Source organism: Geothermobacter ehrlichii, from assembly GCF_008124615.1.
GTDB classification, from domain to species: Bacteria; Desulfobacterota; Desulfuromonadia; order Desulfuromonadales; family Geothermobacteraceae; genus Geothermobacter; species Geothermobacter ehrlichii.
In genome coordinates this window covers 53,306-72,186 of record NZ_VNIB01000008.1, presented here as the reverse complement: position 1 = coordinate 72,186, position 18,881 = coordinate 53,306, and the positions used below count along the sequence as shown (strand labels likewise).

The window sequence follows — 18,881 nt, the reverse complement described above, 5'->3', positions numbered from 1 at the left end:
CAGTATGCTGGCGGCAAAACGCATTCAATAAAAGAGGGAGCTGCATGGCTGACGACACCCGGATTTTTCACCGCGGCGACTATCGCCCCTATCCCTGGCTGGTCGACCGCGTCGAGCTCGATTTCCATCTCGACCCGCGGGCGACCGAGGTCACCGGCCGTCTGCACCTGCGACGCCGGCCGGACTGCCCCGGCGAGCCGCTCTTTCTCGACGGCAAGCAACTGGAGCTGGTCGCCATCCGCCTCGACGGCACGAAACTGCCGGCGCACCGCTTCCGGCACGACGACGAAGGACTGACCATTCCCGACCTTCCCGCGCAGTGCGTGCTGGAAACGACCGTCCGCATCGATCCCGCTGCCAACACCGCCCTGGAGGGGCTCTACCTTTCCAACGGCACCTTCTGCACCCAGTGCGAAGCCCAGGGCTTTCGCCACATCACCTTCTTCCCCGACCGGCCCGACGTGCTGAGCCGCTTCACCACCCGCATCGTCGCCGACCGGAAGCAGTGGCCGGTGCTGCTGGCCAACGGCAACCCGATCAGGCGCGAAGAGCTGGCTGACGGCCGCCACGGCGTCACCTGGGAGGATCCCTTTCCCAAGCCCTGCTACCTGTTCGCCCTGGTCGCCGGCGACCTGGCGGAAATCGGCGACAGCTTCACCACCGCCAGCGGTCGGGAGGTGGCCCTGCGCTTTTACGTCGAACACCACCATCGCGACAAGGTCGGTCACGCCATGCAGGCGCTGAAAAAGGCGATGCGCTGGGACGAGGAGCGCTTCGGCCGCGAATACGACCTCGACATCTACATGGTGGTGGCGGTCGACGACTTCAACATGGGAGCGATGGAGAACAAGGGGCTCAACGTCTTCAACTCGAAGTACGTGCTGGCCCGCCCCGACACCGCCACCGACGCCGACTACCAGGCGATCGAGGAGGTGATCGCCCACGAGTACTTCCACAACTGGACCGGCAACCGCATCACCTGCCGCGACTGGTTTCAGCTGTCGCTGAAGGAGGGGCTGACCGTCTTTCGCGACCAGGAGTTCTCCGCCGACCAGGTCCATCGCGACGTCAAGCGGATCGAGGACGTGCGCCTGCTGCGCAACAGCCAGTTTCCCGAGGACGCCGGCCCCATGGCCCACCCGGTACAACCCGACAGCTACCGGCAGATCAACAACTTCTACACCATGACCGTCTACCACAAGGGAGCCGAGGTGATCAGCATGGTCCAGACCCTGCTCGGCACCGACGGCTTCCGCCGGGGGATGGACCTCTACTTCACGCGCCACGACGGGCAGGCGGTCACCTGCGACGATTTTCTCGCCTGCATGGCCGAAGCCGGCGGGCGCGACCTGGCGCAGTTCGGCCGCTGGTACAGCCAGGCCGGCACCCCGCGGCTGACAGCGAACGGCCGCTACGAAGCTGACAGCGGCCGCTTCATCCTCGAACTGCGCCAAAGCTGTCCGCCGACGCCCGGCCAACCGCAGAAGCTGCCCTTCCACCTGCCGGTGCGGCTGGCCCTGCTCGACCGTGCCGGGCGGGAGCTGCCCCTGCGCCTGGAAGGCGACACCGCCGCGCCGGCGACGGAGCGGGTGCTGGAGCTGCGGGAAGAGAAGCAGACCTTCGTCTTCATCAACCTGCCGGAAAGACCGGTCCTTTCACTGCTGCGCGGCTTCTCCGCCCCGGTCGTCCTCGACTGCCCCTTCCGGGACGAGGATCTCGCCTTTCTGCTGGCCCACGACAGCGATCCCTTCTGCCGCTGGGACGCCGGCCAGACCCTGGCGACCCGCACTCTGCTGCAGCTGACCGACCGCTTCCGCTCCGGCGACGACCCGGAGCGCGTTCCGCTGCCGGTCGCCGCCCTGCGGCAGGCCCTGCTCGACGAGCGGGCGACCCCGGCCCTGCGCGCCCAGCTGCTGACGCCGCCGGGCGAAACCTACTTGGCGGAACAGGTGGACGAAGTCGATCCCGGGGCCATCCACCGGGCGCGGCGCTTCTACCTCGGGCGGGTCGCCGGCGCCCTGGCCGACGATCTGCGCCGCCTCTACCGGCAACTGGCCGACACGGCCCCTTACCGCTACGCCCCTGAAGAGGCCAGCCGCCGCAGCCTGCGCAACCTCTGCCTGACCTGGCTGCTCCTGTCCGGGCGACCGGAATGCCAGACTTTGGCCGAGGAACAGTACCACACCGCCGACAACATGACCGACCGGCTGGCGGCCCTGCGCGCCCTGGTCGACAGCGCTTCCCCGGCGGCCGACGCCCTGCTGGCCGACTTTCACCGCCGCTACCGGAGCGAGGCCCTGGTCGTCGACAAGTGGTTCGCCCTGCAGGCGGCGGCTCCCGGCGAAGCGACCCTGGAACGGGTGGCGACCCTGGCGGCCCATCCCGACTTCAAGCTGAAAAACCCCAACCGCTGCCGCGCCCTGTTCGGCACCTTCGCCCACGCCAACCAGGCGGCTTTCCACCGCCCGGACGGCGCCGGCTACCGGCTGGTGGCCGAACGGGTGACGGAACTCGACCGGCTCAATCCCCAGGTCGCCGCCCGCCTGGTGAGCGCCTTCAACCGCTGGCGGCGGATGGAGCCGATGCGGCGGGAGCTGATGCGGCAGCAACTGGAATACCTGCGCGCCGGCTGCCATTCAAGCGACGTGCTGGAGATCGTCGACAAGGCGCTGGCGGCCGAAACAAAGGCCTGAATCTGAGATAGACTGACAGGATAACGGACCAGGACAGCAAGCGAAGGGTGAACGCGCCATGAGCGGGCAAAGCGCCGAACGAAAGCTCCTTGGCCTCGGGCAGAGGCTCATCGCCTGCCGCCGCCGGGAGGACGTCGTCGAGGTGCTGGCGAAGGAACTGCCGCTCCTGTTCGCCGTCGCCCGCTGGAGGCTCTGGCTGACCGGCCTGGACGGTGTCCTGCTGCCGCTCGACACGGAAGGAGAGGCCGTACCAAAATCCCGGAGCGTTGAGCCGGCCCGCCTGGCGCAGCTCGCCGGCGCGGACCGGCCCCTGGTCGAGGCGGAAGGCTCCCCCGGCCGCTGCTGGCTCCCCCTGCCATCCCACGACCGGCCGGCGGGGCTGTTGCTGCTGGAAAGGGTCGAAGCGTTCGACGCCCGGACCCTGGCGCGGCTCGACGATTTGGCGCGCTTTCTCGGTCCGGCCATCGAACAGGTCGAGACGCGCAGCCGCCTCGAACAGCAGAACATCACCGACGAGGTCTCCGGACTGTACAATGCCCGCCACTTCCGGGCACTGGTCGAATACGAAATGGAGCGCGCCCGCCGCTACGGGCAGGATCTGTCCATCATCTTCTTCGACCTCGACCACTTCAAGAAAGTCAACAACCGCTACGGCCACCTGGTCGGCAGCCGGGTACTGCAGGAGATCGGTCATTTTCTTCGCACCCACACCCGGCGGGTCAACCTCGCCTGCCGTTACGGTGGCGACGAATTCATGCTGTTGCTGCCGTCGGCCAGCAAGGTCGGCGCCCTCACCCTGGCGGAAAAACTACGCAAGGAACTGGCCGAACACGCCATCGATTTCGGCGGCAGCGGCCCGCTTCGCATCACGGCGAGCTTCGGCGTCGCCGCCTTTCCCGCCGACGCCCGCACCCCCGAGCGGCTGATCCAGCTGGCCGACCGGGCCATGTACCGGGTCAAGGCCGCCGGCCGGGACGGCGTTGCCGGCTGCTGAAACCGCTCAGGGACGGTATTCGACGGCGAGCAGGGTCAGATCGTCGGGCGGCCGCACCACCGGCGCGAACGCCGCCACCGCCTGCAGAATCCGCTCGCACAGCCCGTCCAGATCCAGACCTTCCGTCCCGGCCAGGCACTGCAGCAGCCGCTGCTCGCCGAACAGCTCCCCGCCGGCCGAAGGATATTCCGTCAACCCGTCCGAATAGAGGAGCAACCGGTCGCCCGGCCGCAGATGCACCTTGGCGTCCCGGTAGGGGAGCAGACCGCCAAGGCCGACCACCGGACCGCCGGCGTCCAGGCGTTCGATGCCACCGTCGCGGCGCAACAGCAACGGCGGTGGGTGCCCGCCGTTGCAGTAGTGGACCTCGCCCGTGACCGAATCGAGCAGCAGGTAGGCGATGGTGAACAGCTTTTCGAAGCGCTCGAAGGGATATTCCCTGTCGAGTTCGGTCAGCACCTCGGCCGGCGTCTGCAGGTGAAAGAAGGGAGGCTGGTCCAGCCGCTGCTTGATCAGCCGGCCGGTGTGCAGGGAGAGGCTCTGGTAGACCGACACCGTGACCATCGCCGCCGACACCCCGTGGCCGCTGACGTCGAGCAGGTAGACCATCAGCTGGTCTTCCGAGATCTGCAGCAGGTTGAACAGGTCGCCGCCGACCGATTCGCAGGGCTGGAACCGCCAGGCGAAACGAAAGGCCTCCTGGCACGGCGCCTGCCGGGGAAGCAGGGATTGCTGGATGGCGGCGGCCGATTTCAGGCCCTCGCGCAGGGCCATCTCCCGCTCGGCCAACTGGTCGAGCAGCAGTTCGTTCTGCCGCGCCAGCTCCCGCAGCCTCAGCCTGAGCCGCACCTGCTCCAGCAGGCACTCCGCCCGGTCGGGAGCATGCAGGCGGCCGGATGCCCAGGCCGGCAGCGGCGGCGGTTCGCCACCGTCGGCGCCGAAACAGAGACAATCGGTACCAGCCAGCCGACACTCCTCACCCAGAGCCGCCGCCGGCTCCGGGTCGGTTTCGAGCAGTTCCAGGTCGAGCATCAGCAAGGCCGGAAAGCGGCGCAGGGCCTGCCGGGCCGCGGCCAGCGAAGTGCAGTGCCGCACCCGGTGGCCGGCCTTCCGCAGCGTGCGGGCCAGCGCGCCGGGTTCCGTCCGCGGATGATGAACCAGAAGAATGTCGGCCGGCGACTTCCGGCCGGAAACGGCGTCGTGCATCGTCTCCGCTCCAGTCTCAGAAAAAGGCCGCCAGCCGTTCGTAGGCCTGTCCCAGGCGCCGGGAGACCGTCAGCAGCATCCCCTGCATCAGCCGCACGGCCAGCCGGGGCCGGTCCTGCGCCAGCTGCTCGAACCGGCGGCGCGACAGCACCAGCAGCTCGGCGCCCTCGCGCGAGGCGACGGTCACGAACCGTTCCGACTCCTGCAGCAGACAGAATTCGCCGACGAAGCTGCCCGGCCCCAGCAGGGCGACGATGACGCTCTTGTCGGGGAAGGAGGTCGGCTGGCGCACCTCGATCTGCCCCGAGACGATGAAGGCCACGCCGGCGCAGACATCGCCCTGCCGCCACAGAACCTCGCCGGGCGCGACCGACCGGCAGTCGAGCCAGGAGGCCAGCTCCGCCGTCTCTTCCGGCGTCAGGAAGTGAAAGCTCAGCTCCTCGCGCAGCTTCTCGCACCAGTTTCCGGCATCCGCCATTTCCATCCCTTTCCATCGCGCCTCCCCGCCTTGACAGTAGCCTGGGGGAGGATTAATTTTTCACCGTTTGGCCTTCCGCTACGAACCCGATCCCATCACACAGGAGGTTCAGCATGGAATGCTACATTGAGGCCGACGCCCTGCGCAAGGCATTCGGCTCCCTGGTCGCCGTTAACGACATCTCCTTCCGGGTCGGCAAGGGAGAGGTCCTCGGCTTCCTCGGACCGAACGGCGCCGGCAAGTCGACCACCATGAAGATGCTCACCGGTTTCCTCCCCCCCACCTCAGGCGCCGCCCGCATCTGCGGCATCGACATCACCGCCCGCCCGGTGGAGGCGAAGGCGCGGCTCGGCTACCTGCCGGAAGGCGCTCCCCTCTATCCGGAAATGACGCCGGCGGCCTTCCTCGATTTCATCGCCGGCATCCGGGGACTGAGCGGCGCCGAAAAGAGGAACCGGCTGGAGGAGCTGGCCGAAACCATCCATCTCAAGGAGGTCTGGCGGCGACCGATCGAAACCCTGTCCAAGGGCTTCAAGCGCCGGGTCGGGCTGGCCCAGGCCATCCTGCACGATCCGGACGTGCTCATTCTCGACGAGCCGACCGACGGCCTCGACCCCAACCAGAAACATGAAGTGAGGCAGCTGGTGCGCTCAATGGCCGACCGCAAGGCGATCATCATCTCGACCCACATCCTCGAGGAGGTTGACGCCATCTGCACCCGGGCCATGATCATCGACCGCGGGACCATCGTCGCCGACGGTACCCCGGAGCAGCTGCGGCAGGGATACGACAGCCTCGACGCCATGTTCCGCAGCCTGACCGGCAGAAAGGAGGAGGCGGCATGAGGATGAACCATCTCAAGGCACTGTGCAAACGGGAGCTGGCCGGCTACTTCGTCACTCCGCTGGCCTATGTCTTCATCGTCATCTTTCTCGCCCTGACCGGCATCTTCACCTTCTACCTCGGCGGCTTCTTCGAACGGGGACAGGCCGACCTGCAGCCCTTCTTTCTCTGGCATCCCTGGCTCTTTCTGCTGCTGGTGCCGGCCCTCGGCATGCGGCTGTGGGCCGAGGAGCGCAAGACCGGCACCGTCGAGCTGCTGCTGACCCTGCCGGTCTCGATGGTCGAAGCGGTGCTGGCCAAGTTCCTCGCCGCCTGGCTGATGATCGCCCTGTCGCTGGCCCTCACCTTTCCCATGTGGATCACGGTCAACATTCTCGGCGACCCGGATAACGGCGTCATCTTCGCCAACTATCTCGGCAGCCTGCTGCTGGCCGGCGCCTACCTGGCGGTCGCCTCCTGCCTGTCGGCGACCACCCGCAACCAGGTCATCGCCTTCGTCCTGTCAACCATCGCCTGCTTCGCCTTTCTGCTGGCGGGCTTTCCCATCGTTCTCGACTTCTTCCGCCCCTGGCTTCCGGAGGCGGTGCTGAACGGCATCGCCGCTCTCAGCTTCTACAACCACTATCTGGGCATCACCAAGGGCATCCTCGATCTGAAGGATTTGGTCTTCTTCATCAGCTTCATCGCCGTCTGGATGTATCTCGGCGCCTGGGTGATCTGCCGCAAGAAGGCCGACTGAGAGGAAGGAGGAAGAACGCCATGACGCATCAACGCCTGCTTTCGCGCAGCGGGCTGCTCATCGCCCTGCTGCTTTTCGTTCTGCTCAACCTGGCCGCCGCCTTCGGGCTGCGCGGCTGGCGGATCGACCTGACCGAACAGCACCTGAACACCCTGTCGCAGGGAACCCGCAACATCCTCGCCGCCCTCGACAAGCCGGTGACCCTCAGGCTCTACCTGAGCCGGCAGGCGATCCGCAAGGCTCCCGGCCTGGCCACCTACGCCGACCGGGTCACCAGCCTGCTCGACGAATACGCCGCCCTGGCCGGCGACAATATCCGCCTGCAGCGCATTGACCCCGAACCCTTCTCCGAGGCCGAGGACGACGCGGTGCGCTTCGGCCTGCAGGGGATTCCGCTCGGCGACGGCGCGGAAAACCTCTACTTCGGCCTTGTCGGCGAGCTGGACGGCCGCCACAAGACCATCCCCTTCTTCCAGCCGGAACGGGAGCGTTTCCTCGAATACGACCTGACCCAGCTCATCTACCAGCTCGCCCATCCCAAGCGGCTGGTCGTCGGCATCCTCTCCGGCGCGCCGATCGACGGCGGCTTTTCCGGCGGCATGAGCCTGCGCATGCAGCCGCCCTGGCTGATCGTCGACCAGCTGCGGCAACAGTTCGAGGTGCGGATGCTGCCGAAAAACGGCGAACCGGTTCCCGAGGAGGTCGATGTCCTGATGCTGGTGCATCCCGCCTACCTCGAGGCTGACGCCCTGTACGCCGCCGACCAGTTCATCCTGCGCGGCGGCAAGGCCCTGGTCTTCGCCGATCCCCTGAGCGAGGCCTCCATCCAGGGCGATCCGGGACGGGCGCTGAGTCCCAACGAGGATTTCGAGCGCATGCTCGCCAGCTGGGGCGTGCGACTGGAAAAAGGCAAGGTCGTCGGCGACCTGGCCCAGTCGCTCAAGGTCAACTACCAGGGACGGCGGAGTATCATACAGGTGAACTACCTGCCCTGGCTGAACATCGGCCCCGCCTCGCTGTCCGAAGATGACGTGGTGACCAGCCAGCTCGGCAACATCACCATGGCCACGGCCGGCGCGCTCAGCCCCGTCGAGGGCGCCAGGACCACCTTCACCCCCCTGGTCCGAAGCAGCGACGAGGCGATGCTCATCGACGCCGCCCGCATCGCCTTCGCTCCCGACCCGGCCGGCCTGCTCGCCGACTTCAAACCGGCCGGCGAGTCCTTCGTCCTGGCGGCGCGCATCAGCGGCGAAATCGAAAGCGCCTTCGTGCAGGGGCCGCCGAAACAGGAGAAGGAAAAGACCTCCTCCGGCAAGAAGGACGAATCCGACAAGGAAAAAAAGCCGGAGCACCTGTCGCGCAGCAAGGGACCGGTTCACCTCATCGTCGTCGCCGACTCCGACCTGCTGCAGGACAAGTTCTGGGTGCAGAGCACCAATTTCTTCGGCCGGACCCTGGCCATCCCCACCGCCGCCAACGCCGACCTGGTGGCCAACGCCCTCGAGGCGCTCGGCGGCAGTCCCGACCTGATTTCGGTCCGCAGCCGCGGCAGCTACCAGCGTCCGTTCACCCTGCTGGCCGAACTGCAGCGCAAGGCGGAAATGCGCTTCCGGGCCAAGGAGCAGGAGCTGAGCCGCAAGCTGCGCGAAACCGAGTCGCGGCTGAACGAACTGCAACGCAAGCGGCAGGACAGCGGCTCCACCACCCTGACCCCGGAACAGGAGCGGGAAGTGGAGAAGTTCCTGGCGGAAAAGGTGCGCATCCGCAAACAGCTGCGGCAGGTCCAGTACCAGCTGCGGGCCGATATCGAAGAACTGGAAACGACGATCAAGGCCTTCAATATCGGCCTGGTTCCGGGCCTGCTGACCCTGGTCGCCTTCGTCGCCTGGATCCTCAGGCGCTCCCGGGAATGAGCCGGAGGTTGACCCCGGCACACCGGGTGGCCTAGATTCAGGAGGAACAGAATCCATATCCGAGAGGAGTCACCTCGACCATGACCGATCACAGCGACTGCAACAGCTGCGGCGTCTCCTCCTGCAGCGCCCGCAACCGGCAGCAGGGAGAAAGCGACGAGCAGTTCCAGATGCGCCAGCGGCTGAACCGCAACCTCTGCCGCATCGAACACAAGATCCTGGTGATGTCGGGCAAGGGAGGCGTCGGCAAGAGCACCACCGCCCTCAACCTCGCCCTGGCGCTGGCCGCCGAGGACAAGGCGGTCGGCCTGCTCGACGTCGACCTGCACGGACCGAGCCTGCCGACCATGCTCGGCATGTCCGACCAGCGGCCACAGATGGGCGAAGAGGGCATCCTGCCCCTCGACTTTCAGGGGCTGAGGGTCATGTCCATCGGCTTTCTGCTGGAAAGCCGGGACCAGGCGATGATCATGCGCGGGCCGATGAAGCACGGCGCCATCCAGCAGTTTCTCGCCGACGTCGCCTGGGGACCGCTCGATGTCCTGGTGATCGACTGCCCGCCCGGCACCGGCGACGAGCCCCTGTCGGCGGCGCAGCTTCTCGGCGAGGGCGCGGGCGCGGTCATTGTCACCACGCCGCAGGACGTCGCCCTGGTCGACGTGGAAAAATCGGTCAGCTTCGCCCGGCAGCTGAAGATGAACATCATCGGCGTCATCGAAAACATGGCCGGTTTCGTCTGTCCCCACTGCAACGAAGTGACCGACCTGTTCGGTCGCGGCGGCGGCGAAAGGCTGGCCGGCCGGATGGACATCCCCTTTCTGGGGCGCATCCCCCTCGATCCGCGGCTGGTGCAGTCGGGCGACAGCGGCCGCCCCTTTCTGCTCGAGCATGCCGACAGCATCGCCGCCGAGGCCCTGCGCCACGTGGCGCGCAGCGCCCTGAAGCGGCTGACGGAAGCCGCCTGAGCGAAACGAACCTCCAGACGGCGAAGGGGCTGTTCCGGACAACCGGAACAGCCCCTTCGTTTTTTCTTTCCTGCCGGCCCTGCCCGCGTCAGCTCGTCCTGCGGGTCGCCCGGAAGCGCTTGAGCCAGGACTGGAACTCCTCTTCCTCGTGCTTCAGCTCGAAGGCGTTGACCAGGCCGCGCCGCAGGGCGACGGCGACGGCGCGGTTGCGCAGGTTGAAGGCATCACCGACATTTTCGGCCTGAAACTGCTCCTGGTCGACACCGAGCTTGCTGTAGAGAGAGTTGAGCCGGCTCTGCACCCCGCGCCGGGAAAGGTAGCGCCGCTGGGCGATGAGATTGTCGGTCAGGCCCAGGGAGATGTCGACCAGCGCCTCGTACTCGATGTCGGACAGGGCTGTCTGGGCATGGCCCGCCCGCCCCTGCACCTTGCGTACCTCCGGATCGATCCAGCACTGCTCGTCGAGCAGCACGGTGCGGATGGCCGTGGAGATGCGGTCCGATGTGTTCGACTTGAGGATGTAGCCATATACGGTCTCCGGCGGAACGATGCGCACCAGCGAACGCACGTACATCTCGTCCTTGTACTGGCTCCAGAAGACGATGCGGGCGTCGGGGCGCCGTTGCCAGAGGGCGCGGGCAAAATCGATGCCGTTCATCTGCGGCATCTGGATGTCGCTGATCACCAGCGGCAGATCCATCTCCAGCGCCAGCTCCAGGGCGCTCAGACCGTCCTGCGCCCGCTGCAGCTGCAGCTCGAGGTCCCATTCTCCCAGCATCTTTTCGAGAAATTCGAAATCCTTCGGATTGTCCTCGGCGATCAGGATGTTCATTTTCACTCTGTCCATGATCTCCTCTCACTCACCTGAATCAGTGGATTCATGCCGGATGAAGAGCGCAAGTGCCTGGCCTGAAAGCGGTTGGCAAAAATCTGAGGCGCCCCCACAGGTTCGCCGGTGATTTTTGCCAAGTGCAGGCAGGTCAATGAATTGTGCTATTCGCCGGAGATGAACACATTGATTCAGGTCTCACTTTGCCCCGCCGCGGCGAGCGGCAGCAGCAGTTCGAAGCGGGTGCCGCTGGAAAAACGCGACGTCTTCCATTCGACCCTGGCCCCGATGGCCCTGGCCCGCTCCCGGATGTTGTTCAGGCCCCGCCCATGCCCCGCTACCTGGCGGGGCATGCCGATGCCATTGTCCTCGACCACCAGCAGCAGCCCTTGTCCCCGTTTTTCCAGACAGATTTCGCAGCGACTGGCGCGAGCGTGCTTGATGACGTTGTGCAGGGCCTCCACCGCCACCCGGTAGAGGGTCAGGCTGATCAGACGGGGAAGTTTCAGATCCTGCAGCTCCGGCTGGATATAACAATGATACTTCATGGCGCCGTCCTTGGCCTGCAGCTGTTCGACGTGCGCCTCGAGAGTGGCACCAAGCCCGAGAATCTCCAGGCTCTGCGGATGCAGGTTGTTCATCACCTCGCGCAGGCTGGACATGGTTTTCTGCAGCTCCGCTTCCAGCTGGGCCAGCCGGTCCGGGTCCGGCCGCTGTTTCAGCTCCTGCAGGCCACGCAGTACCGAGGAAAGATCGGCCAGGGTCTGGTCGTGGATGTCCATGGCGATGCGCCGCCGCTCTTCCTCGGCCCCTTCGAGCAGCTTTTCGGTGCCGACCACCCGGATGAGTTTTTCGGTCATGTGATTGATGGAGAGCGCCAGGGCGTCCAGTTCGTCCCGCACCATCTCGGGAGCCTTCGGCGGTGTCAGGTCGCCGCGGGCGATGCGGCCGGCACTCTCCGACAGGTACTGGATGCGGCGCAGAATCCGTCGCGCCAGGGTGAGGGAGAGGAAGATGCCCAGCAGGATGGAAAAGCCGAGAACGACGATGGAAACGAATGTGGTGCGCGCCACCAGGGCGTCGATGTCCTGGTTGTGCACATCCCGCAGCCGCTCCCGTTCATTCTGGATCAGCTCCGACAGCTTCTCCAGCTCGGGTCGCAGTCGGTTGAGGGCGTCGAGGAAGCGCCGGCTGTCGAATCCCTGCTCCGGATCGAGATCCTCGACCGCCTGTCGCCATATCTTCTCCGTCTCGTCCGACAGGGTGACCAGATCGAGAATCCGTTTCGCCGCCCCCTTCAGATGCTTGTGCAGCTCGGCCAGCTCCTCCAGGCGGCTGACATCGACAATCTCCAGCCGGCTGAAGCGCACCGCCAGGGCCTGCATGCGCTGACTGGCCAGATTCGCTTCCGCCAGAGCGATGAAGAGAGTGGTCAGCTTGCGGGACGCCTGGCGCTTGAGGGAAAGATCCCAGTAGGAGTACTGGAGAAAGCCCAGAAGCAGGCTCATCAGCAGCAGAACGATGGCCGGCGCCAGGATGATCTGATGTTTGAGGGCAAGCCGCATGCTTCAAGTCTTATCACATGAAAGTGCCGTTTCCACTGTGCATTCCCGCAGACCCCGGAATTCTGCGGCGCCGCGCTGCCGGCTCAGTCGTCGGCGTCGACATAGGACCGGCGCTGCACCCGGCCCGGGCCCTTGAGTGGCAGGTGAACGACAAAACGGCTGCCGGCGCCGGGCCTGGAAAAAACCTCGATCCTCCCTTCGTGCGCCTCGACCACCCACTTGACGATGGCCAGTCCCAGTCCGGCGCCTCCCTCTTCACGGTTGCGTGCCTGGTCGGTGCGGTAGAAACGGTCGAAGATGCGCGGCAGATGCTCTTTGGCGATGCCGATGCCGGTGTCGCAGATGGCGATCACCGCCTCTTCGCCGGTGACGGACAGATGAATGTCGATGCGCCCCCCTCTGGGCGTGTACTTTACGGCATTGGCGAGCAGGTTGAGCAGCATCTGCCGCAGACGCAACTCGTCACCCTGGATGATGATCTCCCGGTCGACATCGAGATCGAGTTCAACCCGTTGTCCCCGCTCCTCGGCCAGTCCCCGCGTCTGCAGGTAGACCGCCTGCAGCAGGTCGGACAGGCTGAGCGGCTTCTTCTCCAGCGGCAGCTCGCCGCTGTCGCTCTTCGACAACAGAAGCAGGTTGTCGATGATCCGCTCCATGCGCTGGATCTCCTCCAGGTTGGAGGTCAGGGCGTTGCGGAACTCCTCGACGCTCTTCGCCCAGCGCAGGGCGACCTCGGTCTCGCCCTTGAGAATGGTCAGCGGCGTACGCAGTTCGTGTGATGCGTCGCCGGAAAACTGGCGGATGCGACTGAAGGACTCCTCCAGCCGGGCCAGCATGTCGTTGAAGGTCTTAGCCAGCCGGGCCAGCTCATCCCCGCCGGCCGGTACCGGCAGACGCTCGCGCAGGTTCTCGGCACTGATCCGGCGCATGGAACGGGTCACCCGCACCACCGGTGCCAGGGTGCGGCCGGCGAGAAACCATCCACCCAGGGCCACGGCCAGCAACGCCAGCGGACTCATGGTCAGCAGCATGATGCGCAGCTGCTTCAGCGGCCGCCGGATCGGCTCGGGATCGGTGGCGATCTGCACCAGGAAAGAACGGCCGTCACCAGCTCGGAAGGGAAGATTGATCAACACATGGCCGGCAAAGGGCTGCGCCTGCAGAATTTCGAAATTCTCCCGCTCGTGCCGCAGGGCCTGACGGCCGGTGGCGGTCAGGGGAAGCATCGAACCACGCAGATTGTCGGAAAAACAGAGAACGTCGCCGGAACGGGAGCGGATCACCACATAGTCGTTCCAGTTCCTGTTGCGCAGATGCCGGTTCAGCTCGCGGCACGGCCCGCCCTGCGGCCTTTCGTTCCAGAAGACGGTGACGTCCTGGGCGATGAACCGCAACCGCTCCTGCATCTGGTGCTTCAGCTCCGTCTGCAGGTACCAGTGCCAGACAAAACCGCTGGCCGCCTGGATGACGGCCAGCGACAGGGCGAACCAGAAGGTGAGCCGAAAGCGGAGAGAGCGAAACAAAGGGCTCAGTTCTCCTCGCGCAGCACGTAGCCGACGCCGCGCACCGTATGGATCAGCTTCTTCTCGTAGTCACGATCGATCTTCTTGCGCAGATAGTTGACATAGACGTCGATGATGTTGGTGAAGGAATCGAAGGTGTAGTCCCAGACGTGCTCGGCGATCATGGTCCGGGTCAGAACCTGCTCGGCGTTGCGCATGAAGTATTCGAGCAGGGCATATTCCTTGGCCGTCAGGTCGATCTCCCGGTCGGCCCGCCAGACCTTGTGGGTCACCGGATCGAGCCGGAGATCGGCATAGACCAGCTCGGCCCCGCGATCCTGGCTGCCGCGCCGCAGCAGGGCCCGCACCCTGGCCAGCAGCTCGGCAAAGGCGAAGGGCTTGGTCAGGTAGTCATCGCTGCCCGAATCGAGACCGGAGACGATGTCCTCGATCGTGTCCTTGGCCGTCAGACAGAGAACGGGAGTGAAGATCTCCTGCTGCCGCAGCTCGCGAATCACCTCGAGCCCGTCCCTTTTCGGCAGCATCAGATCCATCAGAATCAGATCGTACCTCTTGCCGGTGGCCAGCTCGAGCCCCTCTTCACCGTCAGCGGCGACATCGACGGTAAAGTCCTCTTCCTCCAGCCCCCGCTTGATGAAGCTGGCAACCTTCTTTTCGTCCTCGACAACCAGAATTTTCGCGCTCATCGCTCCATTCTCCTTTGTCTGTGTACTCAGCAGTACAACCGGGAAATATGCCCGAATCCAATGAACTCCGTCGCCGCCCGCTGTCACTTGAGACGCAGCTTGACCAGAACCTCGTTCGCCGTCTCTTCCACCGCCTTGCCGGTCACATCGACCACGATCCAGGGATGCCGACGGAACAGAGCGCGGGAGAAACGAATCTCCTCCTCCACCTTCTCGTAATCGGCATAGGCCCGTCTCGGGTCCTGTCCCAGGTTGCGCATGCGCGCCGCCCGGATCTCCACCAGCCGCTGCGGATCGATGACCAGGCCGGCGACCTTGTCGGGGTCGACCCGCAACAGCTCCGGCGGCGGCTCGATACCGGGGACCAGCGGCACGTTGGCGACCTTCCAGCCCCGGTGGGAGAGGTAGATCGAAAGGGGCGTCTTGCTGGTCCGGGAGACCCCGACCAGCACGATGTCGGCCTGGTCGAGATGGCGCAGCTCCTGGCCGTCGTCATGCTTGACGGCAAACTCCATCGCCTCGATGCGGCGGAAGTAGTCCTCGTCGACCCCGTGCAGAAGTCCCGGTGTCTGTTGCGGGGAGCGACCGAAAAAGGCCGCCAGCCGGCCCAGCAGCGGGGTCAGCAGGTCGATGGCCGGCAGCCCCAGAGCATCGCATTCGTCGCGCACCAGCCGGGCAAGGTCCCGGTTGACGATGGTGTAGATCACCAGCGCCCTCTGCTGCAAAGCGTCATCCAGTGCCTGGTAGATCTGGCTCTTGTTGCGGACATTGCTGATGCGCAACAGACGCACGTTCTTCTCGTCGAACTGCGACAAGGCGGCCGATGCCATCTTCTCGGCGGTCTCGCCGGTGGCATCGGAAAGAAGAAAAATGTGCCGTCGGGCCGACATCCGGGCTCCTTATCTGTCTATCATTAGAAGGCTAACAGCTCTGCCCTGATGCGCAAGCCGCAGAGAACGCTTTTGCCTGTCGCCGATGAACCTGGGTACGCCTGGCGATTTTTGACAAGCCCGTTCAGGCCAAACACGTACACTCTCCATCCCATTGCCCACGGACTCAGGCCACACAAACGGAAGCAGTTTTTCCCACAAAAGGTAATCGTTCATTAATTTTTGTCCAAGTTAACGGCGAATTCCGTCCCGTGTCAAGGTTCAGATTGCCAGGCGGTCCCTCTTTCTGCTAAACAGGGGACATGCAGGACAGCTGGTACGAACTCACCCTCGAGGTTCCGGCGGAACAGGTCGATCTGGTCAGCTGCCTGCTGACCGAGGCCGGAGCCGCCGGCGTCATCACCGCCGACCGACCGCTCGACACCTTTGTCCCCCCCGATCCGGATCAGCCCGAAACCGGCCCCCAGACACTGCGCGCCTATTTTCCCGGGCAGGCCCTGTCTGCCCTGCAGCACAATCTGGAACAGACCTTCGCGCAGGCCGCTTCCTGGCTTCCCATGGAACGGGTTCACCTGCTCGGCTGGCGTACCATCGGCGCCCAGGACTGGGCCGAAGGCTGGAAGCAGCATTTTCAGCCCTTCACCGTCGGACCGCTGCTGATCCGGCCGACCTGGGATCCGACCCCGCCGAATCCGGAGCAGGTTCTGCTGCGGATCGATCCCGGCATGGCCTTCGGCACCGGCAGTCACGCCACCACCCGCCTCTGTCTCGAAGCCGTGGTCGCGGCCGCCACCGCAGGCGGAATCCGGTCGGTCCTCGACGTCGGCACCGGCTCCGGCATCCTCGCCATCGCCGCGGCGCTGCTGGGGGCCGAACGCGTGGTCGGCTGCGACATCGACCCCGACGCCTGCCGCGTTGCGGTGGAGAACGCCGAACTCAACAAAGTGGGCGCGAGAATGACGGTTGTCGACACCCCTCTCGAACAGATCGCCGGGCGATTCGACCTGGTGCTGGCCAACATTCTGGCCGAAGAGAACATCCGTCTGGCGAACGAACTGACGGGGCACCTCGCCGACCACGGCAGTCTGGTCCTCTCCGGCATTCTGCAGGAGAGGATCGGCGCGGTCCGCGAAGCGTTCGACCGGCGCTTCTCCCGCCCACCGGAGATCCGCCTGCAGGACGAATGGGCCTGCCTGACCTATCGCCGGTAAAGCACGATGCGCCGCTTCTTCGTCGATCCGCAACTGTTGCAAGACGATCTGGTCAGCCTGCCGCCGGAGATCCTGCGCCACCTGCAGGTTCTGCGGATGGAACAGGGCGACAGGATTTGCCTGCTCGACGGCGCCGGCCTGCTGTGCGAAGCGCGCCTGCTGCGAATCGACCGCCAAAAGGCGCTGGCCGGCATCGAAAAACGTTGCCGTGTGAGCGAGACCGCCCTGTCGGTCACTCTCTTCCAGGGGCTGCCCAAGGGCGACAAGTTCGAACTCGTTCTGCAGAAAGGCACCGAAATCGGCATCAGCGACTTCGTACCGGTCCTCTGCCGCCGAAGCCAGGTCAAAACACCCGGCAGACGGATGCAGCGATGGAACCGCATCGTCGCCGAAGCCGCCCGGCAGTCGGGCAGGAACCTGCTGCCCCGGCTGTCGTCGCCCCTCGAACTGGCGGCGGGCCTGGCCGGATGCGACGCCGATCTGCGCCTCGTGCCGTGGGAAGAAGCCACCACGCCACTGGCGGAGAGACTTCCTGCCACACCGCCCCGAAGCGCGGCCCTGCTCATCGGACCGGAAGGCGGCCTGAGCCCCGAGGAGATCGAGCTTGCGACAGCGTACGGCTTTCAGCCGGTCAGCCTCGGCCCCCGAATTCTGCGCACCGAAACGGCGGGATTTGTCGTGGCCGGCATTTTGCAGTATCTTTACGGCGATCTTGGCCGTTTTTCATCACCGAACGAGCCGTCTGCAGCGGCGGAAACAGCACGGGGGAGGACCTGTCCCGAACCGGCAGGAGGGAAGGAGCGCCTATGAAGTGTCCTAAATGCGGTTACACCAGTTTCGACTTTCTGGAGAACTGCAAGAAGTGCGGGCAGGATCTTCAGGAGCACAAGGCCAAGTACGGTCTGCGCAGCCTGCTCTTTCCGGAGCTGCTCGCCGCCGCGCAGTCCACGGACGCAACCGGCGAAAGCCAGGCGCCCGATCCGCAGGGGGCCGAAGATCTCGACCTGGGATTCGACTTCATGGCCGAACAGGAGGAGACAACCGCCGAAACGGTCCCGAACCAGGACCTGGCCGCCGCCCCGAGCACCGAACCCGCCAGCGAACAGGTCGCGGAAACCAGTGACACGTTCACGACCGCGACCGAAGAGGAAGATTTCGGCTTTTCGCTCGACGACGTGAGCGATGACAGCTGGTCGGCCGATGTCCCCCCTGCTGAAGCAGAGGGTGCGGACGATACGACGCCGATCGATTTCGGTGACGACGGAGCTGAGGATATCGACTTCGATTTCGACACCGATACCGACGACCCGGACTGGCAGGAGGAACCTGCCGGTGAGGATGAAGCGGAAACAGCCGCCGGGAAAAGAGAACAGGAGGATCCCGCCGACCCTTTTGATTCAGGGGGGAGCGCCGACTTCGGGCGCTCCCCCATCGAACCGGCCGACGCGAACCTGATCGCCTCTCTCGACGAGGAGCTGGCTGATCCGGACGCCCCGGAGACAGCCGAAGCCTTCACCCTTGTCGAACCGGATGAAGAACCGGCGGCAGAACCCCTCGCCGATGCGACCCTGCCGGATGCCGAACCGGCTGCGGACGAGCCGCTCTCCTTCGTCGAACCGGAAGACGAGCCGGTGGCAGAATCCCTCGCCGATGTGACCCTGCTGGATGCCGAGCCGGCCATCGACAAGCCGCTCGCCTTTGCCGAACCGGAGGAAGAGGCGGCGGAAAAAACCGAAGAAACACTCCTCGGCACGGCTTTGCCGACGGATGAGCCGCTCTCCTTCGTCGAACCGGAGGACGAGCCGGTGGCAGTACCCCTCGCCGCTGCGGAAGAACCCGAAGAACCGGAGACAGACGATGAAGAGACCGCCGGCCCGCCCCTGGGAGCGCGTCTGGCCGCGACCGCCTGCGACATCCTCGTTCTGGCGGTGATTCTGTTTCTCTTTCTGGCAGCCGGCGAATGGACCCTGAGCGACACTCCACAGCGGGGTCTGCTGCCGTCGGTCGAAACCCTGGTCGAGCTGGCCATTCCCTATTTCATCGTCTTTTTCACCCTCTGCTTCGGCTACTTCACCCTCTTCCACTTTCTGACCGGGCAGACGCCCGGCAAGATGCTCTTCCATCTGCGGGTCGAAGGAGAAGACGGCTCGCCTTTGACCTTCTCCCAGGCTTTTCTGCGCAGCGTCGGCGGGCTCGTTTCGCTGCTCGCCGCCGGCCTCGGCTTTCTGGTCATTCTCTTTCGCGACAGCCGCCGCGGCTGGAACGACGATCTGGCCGGCAGCCGGCTGGTCCGTTGCGGGCTGACCGGCGAAGAGGAACAGGATCCGGAGCCGGCCGTCTGATTCA

The 18,881-nt window shown here is 65.3% G+C and carries 16 protein-coding genes; 9 read left to right on the top strand and 7 right to left on the bottom strand.

Annotation, left to right across the window (positions count from 1 at the left end; translation table 11 throughout):
• Positions 1-44 precede the first annotated feature (44 nt).
• Positions 45-2,693, top strand: coding sequence for an aminopeptidase N (pepN, locus tag EDC39_RS09755; protein ID WP_148896193.1), 2,649 nt, complete (start codon positions 45-47; stop codon positions 2,691-2,693).
• A gap of 58 nt (positions 2,694-2,751) precedes the next feature.
• Positions 2,752-3,687: a GGDEF domain-containing protein gene (locus tag EDC39_RS09750; protein ID WP_148896192.1), complete on the top strand. Its 936-nt coding sequence runs from the start codon at positions 2,752-2,754 to the stop codon at positions 3,685-3,687.
• A 6-nt stretch (positions 3,688-3,693) separates the two neighbouring features.
• On the opposite strand, the gene EDC39_RS09745 is transcribed toward EDC39_RS09750, so the two are convergent.
• Together EDC39_RS09745 and EDC39_RS09740 are read right to left on the bottom strand one after the other, a co-directional pair.
• The gene (locus EDC39_RS09745) at positions 3,694-4,893 is read right to left on the bottom strand and encodes a PP2C family protein-serine/threonine phosphatase (RefSeq protein ID WP_148896191.1); all 1,200 of its coding nucleotides are present in this window, start codon (positions 4,891-4,893) and stop codon (positions 3,694-3,696) included.
• Between the two features lie 16 nt (positions 4,894-4,909).
• Positions 4,910-5,377 (bottom strand): Crp/Fnr family transcriptional regulator, encoded by a 468-nt coding sequence (locus EDC39_RS09740; protein WP_148896190.1) that lies wholly within the window; start codon positions 5,375-5,377, stop codon positions 4,910-4,912.
• 107 nt (positions 5,378-5,484) lie between these two features.
• Between EDC39_RS09740 and EDC39_RS09735 the strand changes: the two genes are divergently transcribed.
• The 4 genes from EDC39_RS09735 (at position 5,485) to EDC39_RS09720 (ending at position 9,831) form a co-directional block, all read left to right on the top strand.
• Positions 5,485-6,216, top strand: coding sequence for an ABC transporter ATP-binding protein (locus EDC39_RS09735; RefSeq protein WP_148896189.1), 732 nt, complete (start codon positions 5,485-5,487; stop codon positions 6,214-6,216).
• A gap of 2 nt (positions 6,217-6,218) precedes the next feature.
• Positions 6,219-6,953, top strand: a complete 735-nt coding sequence (locus EDC39_RS09730; RefSeq protein ID WP_148896245.1) for an ABC transporter permease subunit — start codon at positions 6,219-6,221, stop codon at positions 6,951-6,953.
• 20 nt (positions 6,954-6,973) lie between these two features.
• Positions 6,974-8,866, top strand: coding sequence for a GldG family protein (locus EDC39_RS09725; RefSeq protein WP_148896188.1), 1,893 nt, complete (start codon positions 6,974-6,976; stop codon positions 8,864-8,866).
• An 80-nt stretch (positions 8,867-8,946) separates the two neighbouring features.
• Complete coding sequence (locus EDC39_RS09720) at positions 8,947-9,831, top strand: Mrp/NBP35 family ATP-binding protein (RefSeq protein WP_148896187.1); 885 nt, start codon at positions 8,947-8,949, stop codon at positions 9,829-9,831.
• A gap of 88 nt (positions 9,832-9,919) precedes the next feature.
• Here the strand turns inward: EDC39_RS09720 and EDC39_RS09715 are convergent, their stop codons facing one another.
• The 5 genes from EDC39_RS09715 to EDC39_RS09695 all read right to left on the bottom strand — a co-directional run bounded on the left by EDC39_RS09715 (position 9,920) and on the right by EDC39_RS09695 (position 15,324).
• Positions 9,920-10,678 (bottom strand): response regulator transcription factor, encoded by a 759-nt coding sequence (locus EDC39_RS09715; RefSeq protein ID WP_148896186.1) that lies wholly within the window; start codon positions 10,676-10,678, stop codon positions 9,920-9,922.
• Positions 10,679-10,851: 173 nt separating this feature from the next.
• Positions 10,852-12,225, bottom strand: a complete 1,374-nt coding sequence (locus EDC39_RS09710) for a HAMP domain-containing protein (protein ID WP_148896185.1) — start codon at positions 12,223-12,225, stop codon at positions 10,852-10,854.
• Between the two features lie 83 nt (positions 12,226-12,308).
• The gene (locus EDC39_RS09705) at positions 12,309-13,748 is read right to left on the bottom strand and encodes a sensor histidine kinase (RefSeq protein ID WP_187426735.1); all 1,440 of its coding nucleotides are present in this window, start codon (positions 13,746-13,748) and stop codon (positions 12,309-12,311) included.
• Positions 13,749-13,753: 5 nt separating this feature from the next.
• Complete coding sequence (locus tag EDC39_RS09700; RefSeq protein WP_148896183.1) at positions 13,754-14,434, bottom strand: response regulator; 681 nt, start codon at positions 14,432-14,434, stop codon at positions 13,754-13,756.
• An 83-nt stretch (positions 14,435-14,517) separates the two neighbouring features.
• Positions 14,518-15,324, bottom strand: coding sequence for a pyruvate, water dikinase regulatory protein (locus tag EDC39_RS09695; RefSeq protein ID WP_148896182.1), 807 nt, complete (start codon positions 15,322-15,324; stop codon positions 14,518-14,520).
• Between the two features lie 302 nt (positions 15,325-15,626).
• Between EDC39_RS09695 and prmA the strand changes: the two genes are divergently transcribed.
• The 3 genes from prmA to EDC39_RS09680 are packed head-to-tail and all read left to right on the top strand — an operon-like array spanning position 15,627 to position 18,877.
• A complete protein-coding gene (gene prmA / locus EDC39_RS09690; RefSeq protein ID WP_148896181.1) occupies positions 15,627-16,535 on the top strand; it encodes a 50S ribosomal protein L11 methyltransferase in 909 nt (302 codons plus the stop codon).
• Between the two features lie 6 nt (positions 16,536-16,541).
• Positions 16,542-17,345 carry a 16S rRNA (uracil(1498)-N(3))-methyltransferase gene (locus EDC39_RS09685; protein ID WP_148896180.1) on the top strand — a complete coding sequence of 268 codons (804 nt, stop codon included), beginning with the start codon at positions 16,542-16,544 and terminating at the stop codon, positions 17,343-17,345.
• The gene (locus EDC39_RS09680; RefSeq protein ID WP_148896179.1) at positions 17,342-18,877 is read left to right on the top strand and encodes an RDD family protein; all 1,536 of its coding nucleotides are present in this window, start codon (positions 17,342-17,344) and stop codon (positions 18,875-18,877) included. Before EDC39_RS09685 ends, EDC39_RS09680 begins: the two co-directional genes overlap by 4 nt.
• Positions 18,878-18,881: the final 4 nt, after the last annotated feature.

Excerpts from the sequence above, each read along its gene's own strand:
- pepN (WP_148896193.1), top strand. The coding sequence starts at position 45 with ATGGCTGACGACACCCGGATTTTTCACCGCGGCGACTATCGCCCCTAT.
- EDC39_RS09750 (WP_148896192.1), top strand. The coding sequence starts at position 2,752 with ATGAGCGGGCAAAGCGCCGAACGAAAGCTCCTTGGCCTCGGGCAGAGG.
- EDC39_RS09745 (WP_148896191.1), bottom strand. The coding sequence starts at position 4,893 with ATGCACGACGCCGTTTCCGGCCGGAAGTCGCCGGCCGACATTCTTCTG.
- EDC39_RS09740 (WP_148896190.1), bottom strand. The coding sequence starts at position 5,377 with ATGGAAATGGCGGATGCCGGAAACTGGTGCGAGAAGCTGCGCGAGGAG.
- EDC39_RS09735 (WP_148896189.1), top strand. The coding sequence starts at position 5,485 with ATGGAATGCTACATTGAGGCCGACGCCCTGCGCAAGGCATTCGGCTCC.
- EDC39_RS09730 (WP_148896245.1), top strand. The coding sequence starts at position 6,219 with ATGAACCATCTCAAGGCACTGTGCAAACGGGAGCTGGCCGGCTACTTC.
- EDC39_RS09725 (WP_148896188.1), top strand. The coding sequence starts at position 6,974 with ATGACGCATCAACGCCTGCTTTCGCGCAGCGGGCTGCTCATCGCCCTG.
- EDC39_RS09720 (WP_148896187.1), top strand. The coding sequence starts at position 8,947 with ATGACCGATCACAGCGACTGCAACAGCTGCGGCGTCTCCTCCTGCAGC.
- EDC39_RS09715 (WP_148896186.1), bottom strand. The coding sequence starts at position 10,678 with ATGGACAGAGTGAAAATGAACATCCTGATCGCCGAGGACAATCCGAAG.
- EDC39_RS09710 (WP_148896185.1), bottom strand. The coding sequence starts at position 12,225 with ATGCGGCTTGCCCTCAAACATCAGATCATCCTGGCGCCGGCCATCGTT.
- EDC39_RS09700 (WP_148896183.1), bottom strand. The coding sequence starts at position 14,434 with ATGAGCGCGAAAATTCTGGTTGTCGAGGACGAAAAGAAGGTTGCCAGC.
- EDC39_RS09695 (WP_148896182.1), bottom strand. The coding sequence starts at position 15,324 with ATGTCGGCCCGACGGCACATTTTTCTTCTTTCCGATGCCACCGGCGAG.
- prmA (WP_148896181.1), top strand. The coding sequence starts at position 15,627 with ATGCAGGACAGCTGGTACGAACTCACCCTCGAGGTTCCGGCGGAACAG.
- EDC39_RS09685 (WP_148896180.1), top strand. The coding sequence starts at position 16,542 with ATGCGCCGCTTCTTCGTCGATCCGCAACTGTTGCAAGACGATCTGGTC.
- EDC39_RS09680 (WP_148896179.1), top strand. The coding sequence starts at position 17,342 with ATGAAGTGTCCTAAATGCGGTTACACCAGTTTCGACTTTCTGGAGAAC.